Raw genomic sequence first — 22,887 nt, forward strand, 5'->3', positions numbered from 1 at the left:
CCCATCCTATATTAATTCAATAACTCTTTCTGCAGACGCAATGGTGCTTTCACGGTGTGCAATGATAACCCGTGTAATATTAAGATTCTGTATAGCCTGATTTACCATTGCCTCACTCTCCTTGTCCAGAGCACTGGTCGCTTCATCCATAAACAGGAGTCCAGGTTTTTTATAAATGGCCCTGGCGATGAATAGGCGTTGCTTTTGTCCGCCAGACAACCCTTCGCCCAGTTCGCCGATCAATGTTTCATACCCCATTGGCATGCGCATAATGACCTCATGAAGATAGCTGGCTTGGGCGCATTCCTGCATCCAATTCTCATCCACGACATCCGTAAATCCGCAGATATTTTCGCGGATAGAGCCCGAGAACAGCTTATCGTCCTGCATTACGCAAGCGATCATCTTGTGGTAGTTATTAATCCCCAATTGCTGAATGTCGATACCGTTCACCTCAACTCTACCGTTGTCGGGAGCAAAGAGCCCACACAACACCTTCATCAGGGTCGTTTTTCCTGCACCGGAAGGCCCCACTATTGCCACGCTTTCTCCTGCCGCAATGGTGATATTCAGTGCGCTGAAAATGGTTGGTGACTGACTGTCGTAGCGATAACTCAGCGCATGAGTGCTGAGGGAAATCGGCTGCAGTTGGGCTTCATAGGGGAGATCGGGTTTGCGATTATCACACGAATGCAGGGCAATATCGGCAATACGCTCGTTGTGCATGCTCATCATACGTAACTGCAGCAAGAAGTTGGTTAATGAGCTCACGCGATCAGAGAACTGCCCCCTGAATGCACTGAACGCCACGAACATGCCAATAGTCATCTGATTGCCGATCACCAGACTGGTTCCCAACCACAGGATTACCACCTGATCACAGGCGGCAATCAGGGTGTTGATACCACCAAACAGCATGTCCATCTTGGTCACTCGTATACCGGTATTAATGCTGTCGATTTCGAGGTTAAGCCAGTGGGCACTGCGCCTTTCCGTCATACCTTGCATCTTGACGGTGGCGATGCCGTAAAGTGTTTCCATAAAATACGAGCCGGCCCGGGCGTTTCTCACCAATGATTCCTCGGACAACTGCCGGTAGTAGCCGTAGGTCAGCAAACGCAGTAGCACGTACAGGGCTGTGAAAGCCAGTACGACCCAGGTCAACCATCCTCCGTACAGCACCATCATCACCAGTACGCCGATCACCATGATGCTATCCATGATGGCGCCGACGACACTGGCTGTGAAGGTGGTATGCAACGCATCGAGTGAACCAAAACGTGACTGGATGTCACCTAATTTGCGCCGTTCGAAATACGCCAACGGCAAACGCAGCAAATGATTGAACAGTCCAGATTGCCACTGAACGTTGATGAGCGTTGTCATGACCAGCGACGACCAGGCGCGTACCATGCTGACTGCTGCACGCAGCAGAATAAAGAATAATAAGCCGATGCATATGATAGTTAACAGTCCGCGATCCCCAGCGGGTATCGCGTGATCCATAATCAGTTGCGTGCCAATCGGCATTACCAGGTTGATGGTCTCAATCACCATTGAAAGGCAAAATATCTTCCCGAGTGTGCCCTTTAGTCCGTGCACGCTACCCATCAATGTGCTGAGGCTGAACTGGTTGCGCTCAGTGCGCGCTTTAAATGCACTGCTGGGCCAAGCTTCAAGTGCTACGCCGGTAAAACTTTGCGACAGCTCTGTCATACCCACGATTCGACGCCCACGCGCCGGATCGTGTAAAATCGCACGGTTGTGCTTAACACTCACTAGCACTACAAAGTGGTTGAACTCCCAGTGCAGTATGCAAGGCATTTTCAGGGCACCAAGCTCGTCGATATCCAGTGACAGGGGGCGGGTGGTCAACCCCAGTTGTTCGGCGATGCCGGTCAGTCCGGACAACGTGGCACCACGAGCCGACAGATTAAACTGCTGTCGCAGTGCAATCAGATCAACGTTCTTGCCATAGTGGCCGCAAATCATCGCCAGGCAGGCTAAACCGCACTCAGAGGCTTCGGTTTGATGAACCAGCGGAACGCGTTGACGCAGCCGCATATCCAATTGGTTGACCAAATTTTTAAAGCGGCGTTTACTCATTAACTGGCCCCGTCGCACTGTGTTTCATGTCGTAGAACGGGGATAGCATCCATTGATAAATCTTCCTTTTTTCCAGAAATAGAGTGCTTTGTGCCTTCATGCCGTTTTCCAGGCTTAGACGTTTGCCGTTGTAGGCAACGGCCTGTTCCGTCGGTCTGACAATCACTTTGTAGTAGGGTATGGCAGCGGTCAGTGCGGTTTTGGGTGCCCCCTGGTAGGTCAGCATTTCCTGCGGTGAGGCCGGGCTTTTGGATATGACGGAGACCGTACCGGCGAACTGGCCGAATTTTTCCGCCGGGAAGGCGTCATAACGTACATTGACCTTATCTCCAGATGCAATGTAGGGGATGGCATCGTTGGGTACCCAGAGCACCAGGGCATAGTGATCAATGTCATGTGGTAGCACCTGCAACAGGCTGTCGCCGACGTTGACCATTTGTCCGACCGTGACGCTCAGTGAATCGACGCAACCGTCTGCCAGCGTGCGGACGACGATAACTCCGCTGGCATCGATGTTTTGCAGCTCCTTTTGCAACTCGTAGCGTTGTAACTCCATCTGATAAATCCGGTTATCGAATTCGGAGGCTTGGGTATGGATCTGGCTTTCCAATGTGGTGATCTGTAGGGCGTTTTGCTCGTTTTGGCCGGAGAGGCCCAGCAGGTTGTTCTGCTGTTGATAATAGAGCGCCACCTGGTTGGTCAATTGATCTTTGTTGATTAGCCCCTTGGTTTGATAGTGTCGGTAGTTATCCATGTTCACCTTCATGATACGTATCCCTTCCTGTGCCCGCAGGAGGATGTCGGTGGAGTGGGTGAACGCGGCGATATACTGTGCCTTTTGTTTTTCCAACATCGCGAGGGTAGCTTGCTTGCTGCTTTCCAATCGGCTGATGATTTGTGCAATGCGCGCCAGTTGGCCATTTATGTCCTGGCGCTGGTTGTCGCTAACCACGCCGCTACGGGTACTTTTGCTGACGTCGATCTGGTAAATGGGTTCACCGGCTTTGATCGTTTGCCCTTCGATAACGAATTGCTTGACCACCACACCTTGAACAGTGGAATAAACATTGGCGGCGCGCGGATAGGTACTGATCTCGCCGGTCACGTTGACCCGCCGGGTATAGGTGCCAGCGATAACGAAGGTAAGAAAAGCGACGAGAAAAAATAGACACAACACAGCAGTGAGCCAAAAAGGGATTCCGGGGAGGAGAAGCGCCCGGCCGCGCCATTTCATTTTTTGATTATCAATCGCTTCCTGGCGAAACACCGTCTGTCTTCCTTAAAAAAGGGATGGTATGGGTCACATCTTATTATTCTGATAGATATTCGCTATGCACTTGTCTTGCTGCGAGCCTGCATCCGATACGCCATTGGCCGTGAGATTGAAAAAAACTCTGCCAGATCGCTGATTGAATACTGCCCGGTTTCATGTGTTCGGCACAGCTCTTTTTTTGTTTATCAGACAGTTTAAGTTAATTCCCCTTAGAACATCGTAAAATGTAACCGGCATGTTGAAGCATATTTTCCATTGGGTCTGCCGGATCATGAACCTGGTTCATCAGCGTCATGTCCTTTAATTAAGCAGCGATAGTGGCACTTTACCCAGATCGGATGCGATTACGACAGCAGAATCCCGGTTTGCCTATCAATTTCAGTAAATACAATCTGTTGAGGGTTATAGCCGTAAAGACGGCGAAAAAAATCTGTGAGCGGCGTCAAAACCCCTACTTTTTGTTATAGGATAGCCGGCGACTCTCCATTCCCTTCTTCGGAATTCTGATAATGAGCAAACCAGTATCTGGCCTTGACGTTGAGCAAGGCTTGCTTGGGCGCGTGTTTAAACTCAAGCAACATGGAACTACGGCGCGTACGGAAACGATTGCCGGTATTACGACCTTTTTGACTATGGTGTATATCGTGTTCGTTAACCCCCAAATTCTGGGCGCGGCGGGCATGGATACGCAGGCCGTGTTTGTCACAACCTGTCTGATTGCCGCTTTCGGCAGTATTTTGATGGGCTTGCTGGCAAACCTGCCGGTTGCGCTGGCACCCGCGATGGGCCTCAATGCGTTCTTCGCCTTTGTGGTCGTGGGTGCAATGGGCATTTCATGGCAGGTTGGCATGGGAGCCATTTTCTGGGGCGCGGTCGGTTTACTGTTGCTGACTATTTTCCGTATCCGCTATTGGATGATTGCCAATATTCCCATGAGCCTGCGGGTGGGGATTACCAGTGGTATCGGCCTGTTTATCGGCATGATGGGGCTGAAAAATGCCGGTATCGTGGTGGCTAATCCGGACACGCTGGTGACCATAGGCAGCCTGACCTCGCACAACGTGCTGTTAGGTGCGCTGGGCTTCTTTATCATCGCTGTGCTGTCTTCGCGTAACTTCCACGCGGCGGTGCTGGTTTCTATCGTGGTGACAACCCTGATCGGTTGGGCATTGGGTGATGTGAAATACGGCGGTCTGTTCTCCATGCCACCGAACATTACTTCGGTCGTGGGTCAGGTTGATCTGGCAGGCGCGCTGAACATTGGTCTGGCAGGGGTCATTTTCTCCTTCATGCTGGTAAACCTGTTCGACTCCTCCGGTACTCTGATCGGGGTGACTGACAAGGCTGGGCTGACCGATGACAAAGGCAAGTTCCCGCGCATGAAGCAGGCACTGTATGTTGATAGTATCAGCTCGGTAGCAGGTTCGTTTGTCGGCACGTCTTCCGTTACAGCCTACATTGAAAGTTCCGCCGGGGTTTCTGTCGGTGGCCGTACCGGCCTGACCGCAGTGGTGACCGGTATCTTGTTCCTGTTGGTGATTTTCCTGTCACCGCTGGCGGGTATGGTTCCGGCTTATGCCGCTGCCGGTGCGCTGATCTACGTTGGCGTACTGATGACATCCAGCCTGGCACGGGTGAAGTGGGATGACCTGACCGAAGCCGTACCGGCGTTTGTTACTGCGGTGATGATGCCGTTCAGTTTCTCGATTACCGAAGGTATCGCACTCGGTTTTATTTCGTACTGTGTGATGAAATTGGGTACCGGCCGCTGGCGTGAAATCAGCCCATGCGTGGTCGTTGTCGCGCTGTTGTTTGTGCTGAAGATTGTCTTTGTCGACGGACATTAATGCCACCGGGGTCGACAAGCGTCGGCCCCGGTGTTCTATGCGTCAGGCGTTGCATCCGGCGCCTGATTCAGTAGCCACTGTAATGGCCGTTTGAAGCGTGCCTGCCAGCCCGCGTCTGGGTTCTCTCCCTGCGCAAAATGCAGTGCCTCAACCTGATTATCTTCGCTGAACAGATTGGCAAAGTGCATTGCCAGCGCTTGATCGCTAAATTTTTGCCGATCGTAATACACCACCACCATCCGTTTATTTTTCGCCAGAGATTGCTGTGCCTGTTTGATCTCGCCCTGAGGCGCAATTAACAGAGCACCAGCATAATGCTGTGGGTACTTGGCTAACAGATTGGCGGCATGCAGCGCTCCCTGGCCACGAGCGCTCAGATAGACCTGTTGTGGGTTGAGTTTTAATTCCACTATTAACGGTTGCAGTGCCCGCTGAATGGCGCTTTGGGTGCTCTCGTCACTGTAATTCGACCAGCGGAAACTGTTTTCCGACAGCATCTGGGTGCCGTTGATTTCAATATAGGCGACGCCCATCTCACTAAACAGCACGCGCTCCTCGGGAGATATACCGGCACTTTTGCCATAGGCATGCAGATATACCACCGTTGGCCATCCTTCGGGGGGCGGTGTGCCAGCCGGAATGGCGTAGCTGGCTTTGCCTTCAAACCAATGCGCATGCTGCAGATAGCGGGCCTTGGTAACGGCCAAGATCGACTGATAGGTGCTGCTGTGTTGGATACTATTGAAGGCGTCGTCTTCCAGCAGATTGTAGTAATACCATAATCCGCGATCGGCGCTCAGCTGCAGGTACCGCTCTGCCAGTTCGGTTTGGCCTTTTTCCGCTGACGAAGCCGCCAGCTGGTAGGGGGCCCAGATGTTGCGACCGTCTTCTCGCATGAGCGTCAGATATAACGACATGGCTGCGATCTTTTTATCTTCCTGATTCTGAGCCGTGCGCGACAGTTGAGCATTGAGTGGGCTATGTACCGGCAGCGCGATGGGCTCTTCTCCGGCGGGGTAGCGCATTTCTGTGGCTAATAATGGTCTGGTGATGAAAGCCAGTAATATGGCTAAAATGAAAAAATACATAATGTAATGACTTTATTTTTAATGGGTTGGCAATGGTTCTCTCATTAGCGTGACGCCCCCATTCGGCTTTCTGCTGAGGGCGTCAAAAAACATTTACTCCACGCGGCGGATATAATCGCCGAACGCGGAGAGCTGCCCGGTCAGGAAGTCCAGCGTACCTTGGTCGATCAATTCACCTGCCTGAGCATCCACTTTATTTTGGATCACGCCACCCATAAATTCCGGCTTATTCATCACCATGGCATCAAGGAATACCAGAATCTGGCGCAGGTGATACTGGCATCGTGCGCCGCCAATAGGCCCCATGGAACTGGTCTGAATGGCCACTGGTTTACCGGCTAAGGGTTGATTTGGCAGACGAGAAAGCCAGTCGATAGCGTTTTTTAATCCGCCTGGCACAGAATAGTTATATTCCGGGGTTACGATGATAACGCCGTCAGCCTGACGAATTTGCTCGGCAATGGCTTCCACCGTAGCGGGGAAACCCTCTTCCTGTTGCATATCGGCATCGTATAACGGGATATCACGGATTGAAGGAAGCGCTTCAATGGTGACGCCTTGTGGTGCAAGGCTTGGCAGCGCGTGCGCAACCATCGCGTTGTACGAACCTTTGCGCAAACTACCGAGCAGAGTGACGATTTTTAATGCTTGGTCTGACATGGTGATTCTCCCTTTCGAATGAACAGATTCAGCTTAGAACACCTGAAGATAGTAGGGCAAAGCGTGCGGAGAGAATAGACGATTTCTGAATATTTAGCTGACTTTACATTTTTATTAAGAAATTTATATGGTAAAGAAAGTTTTATCTTGGTTTTTGCGCTATTTCCGCCCTTTTTAACCAGGCGTCGCCAGGCTGGTCAGTTTGACGAAGCGCGTTGAAACGGCTGGGTTGCGCGGTGATATCTCGCCGTCTTTTTGCAGGCCCTGCTGTTCTGCATATTGCCAACACACCAAGCGTTCCAAGCCGGGAGTGTGGGCACAGGCCCAGCTCAGATACTCATCGGCGTCGCTCATCACATGGACATCTGGTGTAGTGCTGGAACGCAGGTGGCCGGAAAAAGGATGCAGACGTAGGGTTGATTGGCCGCTGTTGCCCTGGCCGGAAAGTTTCAGCACGCTCTGGCGGATGCTCCACAGTTGCGTTTCTGCCTCCAGTCTATCGTACTGCGCGCTTATCCAGGCACTTTCAGCTGGTGTAAGATATTGGTGCTGAAGCTCTTTATGTTGCCCGCCGCGTGCGCGCATCACTTCAATATCCAGGCCAACCTTGCCTTCTTCGCTGAGTAAAACTCCCACCGTATTGCTGGCATAGGCCAGACTGAAATCGGGCAGATGATTGTCGATAAAACAAGGACGTCCGGTGGGGGTAGTGGCAATAGGAGGGAGTGTCGGTAGCCCGTAAAGATAAAACATCATTTCTGCGAGCAGAACACGCCCTTGCAGGAATCTCTGGCGGCGTTTAACGGAAAAAGCAGTAGCTGCAGCAATCACGTCGGTGGGGAGTCTACGGGTATCCAATACGGTGGATGTGGGGATCCATCGGGCAAAATGACACGCCATTATTCACTCCATGACAGAGGGTTCACTGAAAATGCTGGGGGATTAGATTAAGCATAAGCCTAGGATTTATCATCAAAAAACAGTATGCGTTTTATCCTATTTATTGGTTTTTGCTATGTATTTTCCCGTGAGGAAAGAGGGCGGAGGCCATGAGGGGCCGCCGCCGGAGACGGTATTTATTCCAGAACGAAAGTCTCTCCCGTTGCTGGCGCAATCACTTTCGGCAGCCATAGCCGGCCCCATGCACCGGTACAATGGCATCCCATTAATTTTTCCGGTTTTTGCTGGTTTAGAAACCGTCTGACCTGCCATATTGTGTGCGGTGACGCACAGCGCAGATGAAAACCGCCGATCAGCGCATGGATCTGATTTATCCCGGTGATTTTTTGGCAGTGACGAACGATGTTAACGATCCCCCGATGTCCGCAGCCTGTAATGATCACCAATCCGCGGTCAGATTTATAAATCAGTACACCTTCGTCTATCACGTAATCCACAGACTCCGTTTTGCCACTGAGCACACCATAGGCCTGCGGTTGGGTAACCGAGATTTCCCCTGACCATATAAAGCGCTCGCTGATATGCAGAGGTTCACTGCTGTATTCCATGTGATGGCGTGAGTAATCAATATTCAGTGATAATTTTTTGATTTTCCTGGTATATCCAAGAAATGTTACCGCTGAGTGGCGTTCATTAGCTATGTGCGGGTGGCAGATGATGCGACTGTTATCGGGTAACCAGGGTACGCCACCGCAGTGGTCGTAGTGGCCGTGTGAAAGCACCGTTGCGGTCATTCGGGAGAGGTCGACGCCCATTTGCGCTGCGTTATGCAGAAAACTGCCATCGGGGCCGGTATCGAACAAAACCGCGTCTGTTTCATCCTGGATCCACAGGCTCAACCCGGCTTTCGCTTTTAGCGATTTGTCTACGCCAGCGGCACGCCGGTTTTCCAGTAATACCTTGATGGTTAACGGCATGTTCGCTCTTTCCTGAGAGGGGATCCCTTATTGCTCAGTATATAGCGCTTATTCTGAAGGGGCTGTGACATATCGCGCAGACATTATGCGATAAGCCAACGGTGGAACAGGCGGCAGTGCGTCGCCTGCTCCGATCGTTAATACCTGCGGTTGTTTACTTACCGATACAGAAGCTGGAGAAAATGCGTCCCAGCAGATCATCAGAGGTAAATTCACCGGTGATTTCACTTAACGCCTGCTGTGCCAGGCGCAGTTCTTCGGCCAACAGCTCCCCCGCGTAAGCGCTCACTAACTGTTCTTTACCCTCTACCAGATGCTGTGCCGCTTGCTCAAGCGCCTGCAGATGGCGACGGCGCGCCAGGAAGCCACCTTCCATATTGCTGGTAAAGCCCATGCTTTGCTTCAGGTGATCACGTAGCAGATCGATACCTTCACCGGTACGCGCCGACAGGCGAATAAGCGAATGGCCGTTTACTTCGGTCATACCCAAGGTTTCACCCGTGATGTCGGCTTTATTGCGCACAACGGTAATGGGCAGGCGGTGTGGCAGACGCGCCATAAATTCAGGCCAGATCTCTACCGGCTCGGTAGCGGTGGTGGTCGTACCATCGACCATAAACAAGACGCGGTCTGCCTGTTCGATCTCGTTCCATGCACGTTCGATACCGATACGCTCAACTTCGTCACTGGCTTCACGCAGACCGGCGGTATCTATGATATGCAGCGGCATGCCGTCGATGTGAATATGTTCGCGCAGTACATCGCGTGTGGTGCCGGCGATATCGGTGACGATCGCGGCTTCACGGCCAGCTAATGCGTTCAGCAGGCTGGATTTGCCCGCGTTTGGTCGCCCGGCAATGACCACTTTCATACCTTCACGCAGCAGACTGCCTTGGCGCGCCTCGGCACGTACGCTGTCCAGGTCGGCCATGACGCCGTTGAGTTGCGCTTCGATCTTACCGTCAGACAGGAAGTCGATTTCTTCATCAGGGAAGTCGATTGCAGCTTCCACATAGATTCGCAGGTGAGTGAGTGCTTCCACAAGCTGGTGGATACGGGTAGAAAATGCCCCTTGCAACGAGTTCATTGCTGAACGTGCTGCTTGCTCTGAGCTGGCGTCGATCAGGTCGGCAATTGCCTCCGCCTGTGCCAGATCGAGTTTGTCGTTGAGGAATGCGCGCTCGGAGAACTCCCCGGGCCGTGCGATACGCACGTCAGGCAACGCCAGTACACGTTTTAGCAGCAGATCGAGAATAACCGGCCCACCGTGGCCTTGCAGTTCCAGCACGTCTTCACCGGTAAACGAATGGGGGCCAGGGAACCACAATGCAATGCCCTGATCCAACGTCGCTCCATCGGCATCACGGAATGGCAGATAATCGGCGTAACGCGGCTTGGGCAGTTTGCCGAGCAGCGCTTGGGCGACATCTTTGGCGCCACGGCCGGAAATGCGCAAAATGCCGACGCCGCCGCGTCCCGGCGGGGTGGCTTGGGCTACGATGGTATCAGTAGTGCTCATATACCCTTTATCCTTCAAGTTGCAGCGGTGTTGGCTGCCTTCTCTTACCCCGGTCACCTGGCTTACCAGGCTCTCGGGGACGCGTTCCGTTGCCGCCAACCTGCAAGCTTTAACGCTGTCGGGTAACGCGGCTCTGACAATTCAATATGCAAAAAGGCGGTCTTAATGACCGCCTCTTGGTGTTACTGCAAGGGTTCGGCATGCCGAACCCCTACAATACGCTTAGGTTTTTTTCTTGTCGCGGCTGTGTAAGCCACGTTTTTCCAGACCGCGGTAAATCAACTGCTGCTGGAGGATGGTCACCAGGTTACTGACGATGTAGTACAGCACCAGACCAGACGGGAACCACAGGAAGAACACTGTGAAGATTACCGGCATAAAGGTCATGATTTTTTGCTGCATCGGGTCAGTCACGGTGGTCGGCGACATCTTCTGGATGAAGAACATCGTCACGCCCATCAGGATTGGCAAGATGTAGTATGGGTCTTGCGCCGACAGGTCATGGATCCACAGGGCGAACGGCGCATGACGCAGCTCAACGGAACCCATCAACATGTAGTACAGCGCCAGGAAGATTGGCATCTGGATAACCAGCGGCAGACAACCCCCTAGCGGGTTCACTTTCTCAGACTTGTACAGCGCCATCATTTCTTGGCTCATGCGCTGTTTGTCATCACCAATACGCTCACGCATCGCCTGCAATTTTGGCTGCAGCATGCGCATTTTTGCCATCGAGGTGTACTGCGCTTTGGTCAGCGGGTACATGATGCCACGCACGATGAAGGTGATGATGATAATTGAGAAGCCCCAGTTACCGATAAAGCCGTGGATGAACTTCAACAATTTGAACAGCGGCTGGGAGATGAACCACAACCAACCGTAATCTACGGTCAGATCCAGATGCGGTGCCAGCTGGGCCATCTGATCTTGCAGTTCTGGGCCAACCCACAGGGTCGCATTCAGTTGTTGCTGCGCACCAGGCTGCACCACTACCGGCGTAGATTTGAAGCCGATGGTAGACAGGTTATCGCCAGGCTTGGCGGTATAGAAGGTGTTGCTACCCTGCGTTGCCGGTACCCAAGCCGTGGCGAAGTACTGTTGCAGCATCGCAACCCAACCGCCTTGCGTGGTGACACTCAGGTTCTCGTCCTTATCGAACGCGTACTTCTGGTATTTGTCATCGCTGGATGAATACGCCGCACCACGGAAGGTGTGCAGAGCGAAGTTGTTGCTGCCGGTGTCACGGTGCTTAGGCAGCTCAGTCGTCTGCTTCAGTTGGCCGAACAGGGTCAGTTCCAGCGGAGTTGTGCCTTTGTTGTCAACGTTGTAGTCAACGCCAACTGCGTAATGGTTACGCTTGAGCACGAAAGTCTTGGTGTAGATCGCACCGTCTTTACCGGTAAAGGTCAGCGGAATGCGCAGCTCATCCTGGCCTTCTGGCAGGGTGTAGCTGTCTTGCGCCGCCTGGAACAGAGGACGTTCGCCGTTTGCCGGGTTATCCGGACCGTTTCTGCCAGTCAGGCCGCTTTGCGCCTGGTAAACAAATGACGGTGTGGTTTCCAGCAGCTGGAATGGCGTCGATGAACCCAGAGTGTCCGGGTAGGCCAACAGTTTAGCCTGCTCGATATCACCACCACGGGTGTTGATGGTCAGCGACAGCACGTCAGTGTTAACGGTAATCAGTTTACCCTGGCCACTGGCTGGAACTGCTGAGCTTGCGGCATCACCGGTAGCAGTGTTCGAAGTCTGTTGCGTGGTCTGAGCGACTGGTTGCGGAGCATTGTCCGTTTGCCAGGCTTGCCAGATCATGAAAGACACGAACAGCAGAGCGATGAGGAGAAGATTGCGTTGCGAATCCATCGTTAGTGTTCTCTGTTATCGTCGGGTTTCGGCGGCACGGGATCATCGCCACCTGGGTTCAAAGGGTGGCATTTTAATACGCGTTTCAATGCTAACCAACTGCCTTTTATCATGCCAAACCTGCTTAATGCCTCAATTGCGTAATGAGAGCATGTCGGCTGGAAGCGACAACGAGGCCCAAGCAGCGGACTGATGACGAGCTGGTAAGCTCGCACCAGCCCGATCAGGATGCGGGAGCCTGGCGACAGTGGCGACGCCATAATTTTTCCAAAGCTTCCGTCAGCGCGCGGTTATCCAAATCCGCTATCCCTTTTTTGGCCACTACGACAAAATCCATCGCCGGTAACTCGTGCTGACGTAAACGGAAGCTTTCGCGGGTTAGGCGTTTTATCCGATTGCGTTCATGCGCGCGTTTGACGTGTTTTTTGGCGACAGTAAGACCGATGCGGGGATGCCCCAGCTGGTTCAGGCGGCCGAGGATGGTGATTTGCGGCGTGCCAGCCCGTTGTGGCTGCTGGAAGACGAAAGTGAAGTGAGTGGGAGTTAACAAACGTAACTCCCTGGGAAAAGCGAGCTTAACCACTCAGCGGGTTAGCTTTTATTACTTAGAAACAGTCAGACGAGAACGGCCTTTCGCACGACGGCGGGCCAGAACTTGACGACCATTTTTGGTGGCCATACGAGCACGGAAACCGTGGCTACGGTTACGCTTCAATACGGACGGTTGGAAAGTGCGTTTCATGGCGATTTCTACCTAAACTTAAAATAATTACTGATCAGTAAACGCGTTTGGCTACTCGGCGTGAAGACGACCGACGCCTCAATCGCAATATATAAAGAGGCGGGATTGTAATAATTGTACAGTCCTGAGTCAATTCACATTGCGCTAGCCTACCTGGTTGTCTGCCAATTCGGAGTAAAATCCGGTCTTGGCCCGTGGTCACCGCAGAATCCTGTCCGGTTAATGACTCACCATTAAGGAACCAGGTACACACGTAGGGCGAAGATTATACGGACTCAGGGGTAAATCGCAAGGATCCCGATGCGATCCTTAGCGTGAAAACCCAGGATCCGGCGTGGATAACAGGGTATAACCGGTTGACAATGTAAAAAATACCGTTACTCACACGGTATTTTGCCTGCAATTTAGCGTGACTGGCGAAAAGATCGCCGCAGGCCGGGGCCTGTGGATAAAATGGATCTAATCTGTGATGAAGGGGAGGATCTCTTGCGCGGATTGCGCTATGATCCGTCATTCCGATCGCGATCTCTCAAGCGGGGATCGTGAGGGACATAAACCGTGAAAGGCGGTTCGCATCCCCCACAGGCAAACTGCCGATGCCGGGTATGTGTCAAAAATCATGAGTTATAAAAAAGTAGCCTGATTCTTTTCTTTTATTGATCTTGTTCGAGTGGAGTCCGCCGTGTCACTTTCGCTTTGGCAGCAGTGTCTTGCCCGATTGCAGGATGAGTTACCTGCCACAGAATTTAGTATGTGGATACGCCCATTGCAGGCGGAACTGAGTGACAACACCCTGGCGCTTTATGCGCCAAATCGTTTTGTGCTGGATTGGGTTCGCGATAAGTACTTAAACAATATCAATGGCCTGTTAAATGATTTCTGCGGTACGGATGCGCCATTGCTGCGTTTTGAAGTGGGCAGCAAACCGCTTTCCCAAATCATCAGCCAAACCGTCACCGCCAGTGTTAGCGCCCCGAGTGCACCCGTGGTGCGCGTTGCTGCGCCTACCCGCCCAAGCTGGGACAACGCGGCACCGCAGCCGGAGCTTTCTTACCGTTCCAACGTTAACCCAAAGCATACCTTTGATAACTTTGTTGAAGGTAAATCCAACCAGTTGGCGCGCGCGGCGGCTCGCCAGGTTGCGGATAACCCAGGCGGCGCCTATAACCCGTTGTTCCTTTATGGTGGCACCGGCCTGGGTAAAACCCACCTGTTGCACGCGGTTGGCAACGGCATCATGGCGCGCAAAGCTAACGCCAAAGTGGTCTACATGCACTCTGAACGCTTTGTGCAAGACATGGTCAAAGCGTTGCAGAACAATGCCATTGAAGAATTTAAGCGTTATTACCGTTCGGTCGATGCGCTGCTGATCGATGACATACAATTTTTTGCCAATAAAGAGCGTTCGCAGGAAGAGTTCTTCCATACCTTTAACGCGCTGTTAGAAGGCAATCAGCAGATTATCCTGACGTCGGACCGTTATCCTAAAGAGATTAACGGGGTGGAAGACCGTCTGAAATCCCGCTTCGGTTGGGGATTAACGGTAGCCATCGAACCGCCGGAGCTGGAAACCCGCGTAGCGATCCTGATGAAAAAGGCTGACGAAAACAATATCCGTCTGCCAGGAGAAGTGGCGTTCTTTATCGCCAAGCGCCTGCGTTCCAACGTGCGTGAGCTCGAAGGGGCGTTGAACCGCGTGATCGCCAACGCAAACTTTACCGGACGTGCCATTACCATTGATTTCGTGCGTGAAGCGCTGCGCGATCTACTGGCACTGCAAGAAAAGTTGGTCACCATCGATAATATTCAAAAGACGGTGGCGGAATACTATAAAATTAAAATCGCAGATTTGTTGTCCAAGCGGCGCTCGCGTTCCGTTGCCCGTCCACGTCAAATGGCGATGGCGTTAGCGAAAGAACTCACCAACCACAGCCTGCCAGAAATCGGCGATGCGTTTGGTGGCCGCGACCATACCACGGTGTTGCACGCCTGCCGGAAGATCGAGCAGTTGCGTGAGGAAAGTCACGACATCAAAGAAGATTTCTCCAATTTAATCAGAACATTATCTTCCTAGCGCTATGAAATTTATCGTTGAACGTGAGCATCTGCTAAAACCGCTGCAACAGGTGAGCAGCCCGCTGGGCGGCCGCCCAACGCTGCCTATTCTGGGTAACCTGCTGTTGCAGGTCACAGAAGGCTGCCTGCTGTTGACCGGCACCGATCTGGAGATGGAGATGGTGGCGCGCGTTGCCCTGTCCCAACCTCATGAAGCGGGCGCGACTACCGTCCCCGCGCGTAAATTATTTGATATCTGCCGTGGTTTGCCTGAAGGGGCTGAGATCACTGTGACGTTGGAAGGCGAGCGTATGCTGGTGCGTTCTGGCCGCAGTCGCTTCTCCCTTTCTACGTTGCCGGCGGTAGATTTCCCGAACCTGGACGATTGGCAGAGCGAAGTTGAATTCTCTCTGCCGCAGGCGACCCTTAAGCGCCTGATCGAAGCCACGCAGTTCTCGATGGCTCATCAGGACGTGCGCTACTACTTAAACGGCATGCTGTTCGAAACCGAAGGTGAAGAACTGCGTACCGTGGCGACCGATGGTCACCGCCTTGCTGTGTGTTCGATGCCTATTGGCCAGCAATTACCGTCGCATTCGGTGATCGTGCCGCGTAAAGGGGTGATGGAACTGGTGCGTCTGCTGGACGGTGGCGATACGCTGCTGCAATTGCAGATCGGCAGTAACAACATCCGTGCGCACGTCGGTGATTTCATCTTCACTTCCAAGCTGGTTGACGGCCGTTTCCCTGATTATCGTCGTGTATTGCCGAAGAACCCGGACAAAACGCTGGAAGCCGGTTGCGACTTGCTTAAGCAGGCTTTTGCCCGTGCGGCCATTTTGTCGAACGAAAAGTTCCGCGGTGTGCGCCTGTACGTCAGCCAAAACCAACTCAAGATCACCGCCAATAACCCTGAGCAGGAAGAAGCGGAAGAGATCCTCGACGTCAGCTACGACGGCACCGAGATGGAAATTGGGTTCAACGTCAGTTATGTGCTGGACGTATTGAATGCACTCAAGTGTGAAGATGTACGCTTGTTGCTGACCGACTCGGTCTCTAGCGTGCAGATCGAAGACGGTGCCAGTAAGTCTGCCGCCTATGTCGTCATGCCAATGCGGTTGTGATCGATATCCGGGCTATCTTGCTTGCCATTTTACGCTTGGGCAGTGCTCGCAATCCTCACGTACTCTGTGTACGCTCCGGTTGCTGTGCGCTGCCTGCACGTAAACTGCCAGCGCCGATAACGCCCTCACATTGAGCGTAATTTCCCGGTGATGGAATTGGCATGGCATTAACGCGTTTACTGATTAAAGATTTCCGCAATATAGAAGCTGCGGATTTGGCGCTGGCGCCGGGGTTCAATTTCCTGGTGGGTGCCAATGGCAGCGGCAAGACCAGCGTGCTTGAGGCGGTGTATACCCTCGGTCACGGGCGGGCATTTCGCAGCCTGCAGGCGGGGCGCGTGATTCGTCACGACCAGCCGGAGTTCATTTTGCACGGCCGCATTGACGGTGCAGAGCGTGAAATATCCGTAGGATTAAGCAAGAGCCGTCAGGGGGACAGCAAGGTACGTGTCGATGGCAGCGACGGCCACAAAGTGGCTGAACTGGCGCAGCTACTGCCGATGCAACTGATTACCCCCGAAGGTTTTACCCTGCTAAACGGCGGGCCGAAATTCCGGCGCGCCTTCCTGGACTGGGGTTGTTTTCATAACGAACCCGGTTTTTTCACCGCCTGGAGCAACCTGAAACGGTTACTGAAGCAGCGCAATGCCGCGCTGCGCCAGGTCAGTCGCTATGCGCAGATCCGCGCGTGGGATCAGGAACTGATCCCCTTGGCCGAGCGCATCAGCGAATGGCGGGCAGCTTACAGCGACGCGATTGCCGCGGATATTACCGCGACATGCGCGCAGTTTTTGCCCGAATTTGCCCTGAGTTTCTCTTTCCAGCGTGGCTGGGACAAAGAGAGCGACTACGGAGAGCTCCTGGAGCGCCAGTTTGAGCGAGACAGGGCGTTAACCTATACCGCGGTGGGGCCGCATAAAGCGGACTTTCGCATTCGTGCCGACGGCACGCCGGTAGAGGATTTGTTATCGCGCGGTCAGCTTAAGCTGCTGATGTGCGCGTTGCGCTTAGCGCAGGGTGAGTTTCTCACCCGGCAGAGCGGGCGGCGTTGCCTGTATCTGATTGATGATTTTGCCTCCGAGCTGGACACCGGCCGTCGCCGGTTGCTGGCCGATCGCCTGAAAGCCACCCAGGCCCAGGTCTTTGTCAGTGCTGTTAGCGCTGAACAAGTGACCGACATGGCCGGTGAAAAGGGCAAGATGTTCCGCGTGGAACAGGGTAAAATAGAGGTTCAACCACAGGACTAAAATGAGCGAGAAACGTTGATGTCGAATTCTTATGACTCCTCAAGTATCAAGGTATTAAAAGGGCTGGACGCGGTGCGTAAGCGCCCGGGCATGTATATCGGCGACACCGATGATGGCACCGGTCTGCACCACATGGTATTCGAGGTTGTGGACAACGCTATCGACGAAGCACTCGCTGGCCACTGTAGTGACATTCAGGTGACCATCCATGCCGACAACTCCGTTTCGGTACAGGATGACGGCCGTGGTATCCCGACCGGTATTCACGAAGAGGAAGGGGTTTCTGCGGCACAGGTGATCATGACTGTGTTGCATGCCGGCGGTAAATTTGATGACAACTCCTACAAGGTTTCCGGCGGTCTGCACGGTGTAGGCGTATCGGTTGTTAACGCCTTGTCCGAGAAGCTGGAACTGGTTATCCGTCGTGAAGGCAAGGTTCACGAACAAACCTATGCGATGGGCGAACCACTGTCACCCCTGAAAGTGGTCGGTGAAACCGATCTGACCGGTACCACAGTGCGTTTCTGGCCGAGCTACGAAACCTTCACCAACAATACCGAATTTGAGTACGACATTCTGGCCAAGCGCCTGCGCGAACTCTCATTCCTGAACTCTGGCGTGTCTATCCGCCTGAAAGACAAACGTACGGACAAAGAAGACCACTTCCACTACGAAGGCGGTATCAAGGCGTTTGTTGAGTACCTGAACAAAAACAAAACCCCAATCCACCCGAACGTCTTCTATTTCTCTACCGTGAAAGACGACATCGGTGTGGAAGTGGCGTTGCAGTGGAACGACGGTTTCCAGGAAAACATTTACTGCTTTACCAACAACATTCCGCAGCGTGATGGCGGTACCCATCTGGTCGGTTTCCGTACCGCGATGACGCGTACCCTGAACAGCTACATGGATAAAGAAGGTTACAGCAAAAAGGCCAAGATCAGCGCTACCGGTGACGATGCGCGTGAAGGTTTGATTGCCGTTGTGTCAGTAAAAGTACCGGATCCTAAGTTCTCTTCTCAGACTAAAGACAAGCTGGTTTCTTCCGAAGTGAAAACCGCTGTTGAAACCCTGATGAACGAGAAGCTGGTCGATTACCTGATGGAAAACCCGGGCGATGCGAAAATCGTCGTCGGTAAAATTATCGATGCAGCGCGTGCCCGTGAAGCCGCACGTAAAGCGCGTGAAATGACTCGCCGTAAAGGCGCGTTGGATCTGGCCGGCTTGCCGGGCAAACTGGCGGATTGCCAGGAACGCGACCCGGCACTGTCCGAACTGTACCTGGTGGAAGGGGACTCAGCGGGCGGCTCTGCCAAGCAGGGGCGTAACCGTAAGAACCAGGCGATCTTGCCGTTGAAAGGTAAAATCCTCAACGTTGAGAAAGCCCGCTTCGACAAGATGCTGTCTTCACAGGAAGTTGCCACGCTGATCACTGCACTTGGCTGCGGTATCGGCCGGGATGAGTACAACCCGGACAAGCTGCGTTATCACAGTATCATCATCATGACCGATGCCGACGTCGATGGCTCGCACATCCGTACGCTGCTGCTGACCTTCTTCTATCGTCAGATGCCGGAAATCATTGAGCGCGGTCACGTGTTCATTGCCCAACCGCCGTTATACAAGGTGAAAAAAGGCAAGCAGGAACAGTACATCAAAGATGACGAGGCGATGGATCAATACCAAATCGCCATCGCGATGGACGGCGCCACTCTGCATACCAACGCCAGTGCACCGGCGCTTGCGGGCGAGCAGTTGGAAAGACTGGTTGCTGAGCATTACAGCGTGCAGAAGTTGATCGGCCGTATGGAACGCCGCTACCCACGCGCGTTGCTGAACAACCTGATCTACCAGCCAACTCTGGCAGAGGGCGATCTGAGCGATCAGGCCAAGGTTAAGACCTGGATTGATTCGTTGGTGAAACTGCTGAACGACAAAGAACAGCACGGCAGCAGCTATGATTCGGTGATCTTTGAGAACCGTGAGCGCCAAATGTTTGAGCCTGTACTGCGCATTCGTACTCACGGTGTGGATACCGATTACGCGCTGGACTTTGACTTCATCCACGGCGGCGAATACCGCAAAATCTGTGTCCTGGGTGAGAAGCTGCGCGGTTTGATCGAAGAAGATGCCTTCATTGAACGTGGTGAGCGTCGTCAGCCGGTTGAAAGCTTCGAACAGGCATTGGAGTGGCTGGTGAAAGAGTCGCGCCGTGGTCTGTCAGTACAGCGTTATAAAGGTCTGGGTGAAATGAACCCAGAGCAGCTGTGGGAAACCACGATGGATCCGGAAAGCCGCCGCATGCTGCGCGTGACCGTGAAGGACGCCATTGCTGCTGACCAACTGTTCACCACCCTGATGGGTGATGCGGTTGAACCTCGTCGTGCCTTTATCGAAGAAAATGCCCTGAAAGCGGCAAACATCGATATCTGACGTCCTTATCCCCCAAAATAATTCGAGTTGCATCAAGGCGGCAACTGAGCGAATCCCCGGGAGCTTAGATAACTAAGTGACTGGGGTGAGTAAAGGCAGCCAATAAGAAGCGACTTGAAGTATGAAGGGGATCGTTGAAAATCCGCGCCGGGTGACTTGCGCGGATTTTTTTACGCTTTTTTGGCGCTGACATTACCGGCTGAAACGCGTTAGCATGGAAAAAACCACTGGGAGAGGCTCGAATGGCTATTGAACTGATTGCAATTGATATGGACGGCACGCTGCTCAACCCGCAGCACCAGATTACGCCGGCGGTAAAGCAGGCGATCACCGAGGCACGCCGCAAAGGGGTGCATGTCGTGCTGGCTACCGGGCGACCTTACGTCGGCGTGCAGGATTATCTGCGTCAGTTGGACATTCAGGGTCCCGGTGATTTCTGTATTACCTATAACGGCGCGCTGGTTTTGAAGGCGGTTGACGGTGACTGCATCCTGCAGGAAACGCTGGGCTTTGAGGATTATCTCTACTTCGAGCAGATGGCGCGTGAATTCGGCGTCCACTATCAGGCATTTGATTTCGATACGCTGTATACGCCGAACAAAGATATCGGCAAATATACCGTGCACGAGTCGGAAATGACCGGTATCCCGCTCAAATACCGCAGTGTGGAAGAGATGGATCGTTCGATTCGTTTCCCGAAATTGATGATGGTTGACGAGCCTGAGTTGCTGGATCGCGCTATCGCCCGTATTCCGGCCGAAACGCATGAGCGCTACACCATCCTGAAAAGCGCGCCTTATTTCCTGGAGCTCCTGCATAAAAATGTGGATAAAGGTGCCGGCGTGAAAATGCTGGCCGATCATCTTGGCATTGCGCGTGAAAACGTGATGACGTTGGGCGACCAGGCTAACGACACCGCGATGATCGAGTATGCCGGTGTCGGCGTTGCAATGGGTAACGCTATTCCGGAACTGAAGGCGGTGGCACAGTTTGTTACCACCACCAACACGGAAGACGGCGTAGCGCGCGCCATTGAGAAGTTTGTGCTCAATGCCTAATGCTGTTTGGCATTACAGGGGCGCAACTGCGCCCTTGTACGTTATAGCCGTGCCAAAATGCCTTTCACAATTTGCACATCCTGAATCGCCAGCCCGGTGAGATCGGCGAGGGTGATTTGCCGAGGATCACTACGCACTTTTATCCCCTGAGCCAATGCCGTACCGAATTCGACGATTGGCGTCGATTGAAGTAAACCCTGCCGATAAGCCGTGGCGATCTCGCCGTATTCTGTGCACTGGGACACCGCGTCGACCAGCAACACATCCGCGCTGGCAACCAGGCTGCTCTCCAGTTCCTGCTTACCCTGAGCATCGGCGCCGACGGCGGTGATGTGGGTACCGGGTTGAATATCTGCTGCCCGCAGAATGGGTTCACGGCTGGGTGTTGTGGTGACAATCAACCGGCAATGTTCCGCCAATTCTGCGGCATCCTGCGTGGTCTGTACCCGAAATCCTTCCGCCTCCGCTTCGCGACGGAAAGCGTCTAATGCCGGTTCGTTACGGCCCCACACCCAAAGGTCGCGACAGGCCGTCTGCGGTTTGAGGTGTTGCAATTGCAGCCTGGCCTGCATGCCACAACCGATGAGGCCAATCGCCGGGATATCCGCTGGTGCGCACAGTTCGGCGGCGATACGTCCGGCCAGCGCGGTGCGTAACGCGGTCAGCCAACCTTCGTCCAACAATAATGCCTGCGGCACGCCGGTCTGCGCCGAGAAGGCCATCATCAGCCCTTGATTGCTGGCCAGGCCCTGCAACGCATTGTGATAAAAGCCGGAAGAAACCTTGATGACAAATTGTTCGTCCCCTTCCAGCCACGCTGATTTAATGCAGCAGTCACCCGACGCCTGCTCGAAGAGGAAGTGCTGAACTGGCGGCTGTTGCACCCGTTGCTGTGAATAGGCAATAAACCCCTGTTTAAGCAACAAAGTGACTGCATCAGCATCGAAAGCGTCAAGAATCTGCCGTTTATTAATGATTCTCATCGGAGATGGCCTTGAGGTATTTTTCCAGTACGATGTTTTTGCCACACAGCACTACCGCCACTTTCTTCCCCTGAAATTCCGGCGCGAGTTTGATGGCGGCAGCTAAGGCTACTCCGGCTGCGCCCTCAATAATCCAGCGATCGCTGGCGGCAATCTGGCGCATGGCCTGCTTGATTTCCGCTTCACTGACCAATATTTTGCGGTCAATCACCTGCTGGCACAGCGGGAAGGTGATTGCGTTCGGCTCGACACCGCCAGCGGTGCCATCGGACAGCGTGTCCCGTTCTTCCACCGGATAAATATGGCCGGCTTCCAGTGCGCTATACATGCTGGTGGCATTTTCTGGCCAGCAGGCGATAAGCTGGGTTTTGGGAGACAATCGCTGCAGAACGGTACCAATTCCTGAAATATAGCCGCCGCCTCCCACCGCGACAAACACCGCATCCAAATCCGCTTGCTGCTCCACGAGCTCCATGCCGCAGGTGCCCTGACCGGCAACCACCTGTGGGTCGTTATAGGGTGAGATATAGACTTTACCTTGCTCAATGGCCGCCTTTTCTCCCGCCTGTTCGGCATTCAGTGCATCGCCCGGTATCAATTCCACCTTACCGCCGAGCGCACGGATGGTCTCCAGTTTGATCGCTGCCGCCGTTTCTGGGGCATACACCGTCACGCTGACACCCATCAGTTTGCCTGCCAACGCGACGGCTTGGCCATGATTCCCGGTAGAAGCGGCGATCACCCCGCAGCTGCGCTGTTGGTCATTGAGCAACCGCAGTTTGTTGCTGGCACCACGAAACTTGAAGGAGCCGGTATGTTGCAGATGGTCGCATTTCAGATACAGCTCGCAGCCCAACTGCTGTGACAGCAATACGCTGCGGTCCAGCGGGGTCACGCGAACCTGCGGGCGCAATTGCTGATGGGCGGAAACAATGGCATCGAATAGATTGCTCATACGGGCTCCTGTAGAAAAGATTAATGTAGACTTTAAAATCCAGTGTGTACTTTTTAGTAT

The 22,887-nt window shown here is 53.4% G+C and carries 19 protein-coding genes; 6 read left to right on the plus strand and 13 right to left on the minus strand.

The genetic code is table 11. The annotated features are described in order from the left end of the window. Positions 1–6 precede the first annotated feature (6 nt). Together AC2FC2_RS09205 and AC2FC2_RS09210 are read right to left on the minus strand one after the other, a co-directional pair. On the minus strand, positions 7–2,106 hold the full coding sequence (locus AC2FC2_RS09205; RefSeq protein ID WP_490659109.1) for a peptidase domain-containing ABC transporter: 2,100 nt from the start codon (positions 2,104–2,106) through the stop codon (positions 7–9). Beyond that, positions 2,099–3,373 carry an HlyD family secretion protein gene (locus AC2FC2_RS09210; RefSeq protein ID WP_490659110.1) on the minus strand — a complete coding sequence of 425 codons (1,275 nt, stop codon included), beginning with the start codon at positions 3,371–3,373 and terminating at the stop codon, positions 2,099–2,101. The genes AC2FC2_RS09205 and AC2FC2_RS09210 overlap by 8 nt, the downstream gene beginning before the upstream one ends. A gap of 515 nt (positions 3,374–3,888) precedes the next feature. Here AC2FC2_RS09210 and AC2FC2_RS09215 point away from each other — a divergent pair. Then, positions 3,889–5,226 (plus strand): NCS2 family permease, encoded by a 1,338-nt coding sequence (locus AC2FC2_RS09215; protein ID WP_037421216.1) that lies wholly within the window; start codon positions 3,889–3,891, stop codon positions 5,224–5,226. A 35-nt stretch (positions 5,227–5,261) separates the two neighbouring features. On the opposite strand, the gene AC2FC2_RS09220 is transcribed toward AC2FC2_RS09215, so the two are convergent. The 9 genes from AC2FC2_RS09220 to rpmH all read right to left on the minus strand — a co-directional run bounded on the left by AC2FC2_RS09220 (position 5,262) and on the right by rpmH (position 12,972). Further along, entirely contained in the window at positions 5,262–6,314 is a 1,053-nt protein-coding gene (locus tag AC2FC2_RS09220; RefSeq protein ID WP_490659111.1) for an alpha/beta hydrolase, read from the minus strand. Positions 6,315–6,407: 93 nt separating this feature from the next. Next, the gene (locus AC2FC2_RS09225; protein WP_490659112.1) at positions 6,408–6,974 is read right to left on the minus strand and encodes an NADPH-dependent FMN reductase; all 567 of its coding nucleotides are present in this window, start codon (positions 6,972–6,974) and stop codon (positions 6,408–6,410) included. Between the two features lie 174 nt (positions 6,975–7,148). After that, a complete protein-coding gene (locus tag AC2FC2_RS09230; protein WP_209638066.1) occupies positions 7,149–7,874 on the minus strand; it encodes a 4'-phosphopantetheinyl transferase family protein in 726 nt (241 codons plus the stop codon). Positions 7,875–8,050: 176 nt separating this feature from the next. Then, entirely contained in the window at positions 8,051–8,851 is an 801-nt protein-coding gene (locus AC2FC2_RS09235) for an MBL fold metallo-hydrolase (protein WP_209638063.1), read from the minus strand. 154 nt (positions 8,852–9,005) lie between these two features. Then, on the minus strand, positions 9,006–10,370 hold the full coding sequence (gene mnmE, locus AC2FC2_RS09240) for a tRNA uridine-5-carboxymethylaminomethyl(34) synthesis GTPase MnmE (protein ID WP_265556642.1): 1,365 nt from the start codon (positions 10,368–10,370) through the stop codon (positions 9,006–9,008). A 222-nt stretch (positions 10,371–10,592) separates the two neighbouring features. Then, the gene (yidC, locus tag AC2FC2_RS09245) at positions 10,593–12,230 is read right to left on the minus strand and encodes a membrane protein insertase YidC (RefSeq protein WP_037421197.1); all 1,638 of its coding nucleotides are present in this window, start codon (positions 12,228–12,230) and stop codon (positions 10,593–10,595) included. Between the two features lie 2 nt (positions 12,231–12,232). Then, a complete protein-coding gene (gene yidD, locus AC2FC2_RS09250) occupies positions 12,233–12,490 on the minus strand; it encodes a membrane protein insertion efficiency factor YidD (RefSeq protein WP_012004505.1) in 258 nt (85 codons plus the stop codon). After that, on the minus strand, positions 12,454–12,813 hold the full coding sequence (gene rnpA / locus AC2FC2_RS09255) for a ribonuclease P protein component (RefSeq protein ID WP_004950547.1): 360 nt from the start codon (positions 12,811–12,813) through the stop codon (positions 12,454–12,456). Before rnpA ends, yidD begins: the two co-directional genes overlap by 37 nt. 18 nt (positions 12,814–12,831) lie before the next feature. Continuing rightward, entirely contained in the window at positions 12,832–12,972 is a 141-nt protein-coding gene (gene rpmH, locus AC2FC2_RS09260; RefSeq protein WP_003849659.1) for a 50S ribosomal protein L34, read from the minus strand. Positions 12,973–13,654: 682 nt separating this feature from the next. Between rpmH and dnaA the strand changes: the two genes are divergently transcribed. The 5 genes from dnaA to yidA all read left to right on the plus strand — a co-directional run bounded on the left by dnaA (position 13,655) and on the right by yidA (position 20,889). Further along, positions 13,655–15,046 (plus strand): chromosomal replication initiator protein DnaA, encoded by a 1,392-nt coding sequence (dnaA, locus tag AC2FC2_RS09265; RefSeq protein WP_037421193.1) that lies wholly within the window; start codon positions 13,655–13,657, stop codon positions 15,044–15,046. Between the two features lie 4 nt (positions 15,047–15,050). Then, positions 15,051–16,151 (plus strand): DNA polymerase III subunit beta, encoded by a 1,101-nt coding sequence (gene dnaN / locus AC2FC2_RS09270; RefSeq protein WP_012004507.1) that lies wholly within the window; start codon positions 15,051–15,053, stop codon positions 16,149–16,151. A gap of 161 nt (positions 16,152–16,312) precedes the next feature. After that, the gene (gene recF / locus AC2FC2_RS09275; protein ID WP_209638060.1) at positions 16,313–17,398 is read left to right on the plus strand and encodes a DNA replication/repair protein RecF; all 1,086 of its coding nucleotides are present in this window, start codon (positions 16,313–16,315) and stop codon (positions 17,396–17,398) included. A gap of 18 nt (positions 17,399–17,416) precedes the next feature. Continuing rightward, positions 17,417–19,831: a DNA topoisomerase (ATP-hydrolyzing) subunit B gene (gyrB, locus tag AC2FC2_RS09280; RefSeq protein ID WP_209638058.1), complete on the plus strand. Its 2,415-nt coding sequence runs from the start codon at positions 17,417–17,419 to the stop codon at positions 19,829–19,831. Between the two features lie 242 nt (positions 19,832–20,073). Next, positions 20,074–20,889, plus strand: coding sequence for a sugar-phosphatase (gene yidA, locus AC2FC2_RS09285; protein WP_209638056.1), 816 nt, complete (start codon positions 20,074–20,076; stop codon positions 20,887–20,889). Positions 20,890–20,930: 41 nt separating this feature from the next. Here yidA and AC2FC2_RS09290 read toward each other — a convergent pair whose 3' ends face one another. Further along, positions 20,931–21,872 carry an ornithine cyclodeaminase family protein gene (locus tag AC2FC2_RS09290; RefSeq protein ID WP_490659113.1) on the minus strand — a complete coding sequence of 314 codons (942 nt, stop codon included), beginning with the start codon at positions 21,870–21,872 and terminating at the stop codon, positions 20,931–20,933. Further along, positions 21,859–22,827: a threonine/serine dehydratase gene (locus AC2FC2_RS09295; RefSeq protein WP_404760645.1), complete on the minus strand. Its 969-nt coding sequence runs from the start codon at positions 22,825–22,827 to the stop codon at positions 21,859–21,861. The genes AC2FC2_RS09290 and AC2FC2_RS09295 overlap by 14 nt, the downstream gene beginning before the upstream one ends. Positions 22,828–22,887 lie beyond the last annotated feature (60 nt).

This window comes from Serratia sp. CoH_122_TC_1, from assembly GCF_058191755.1.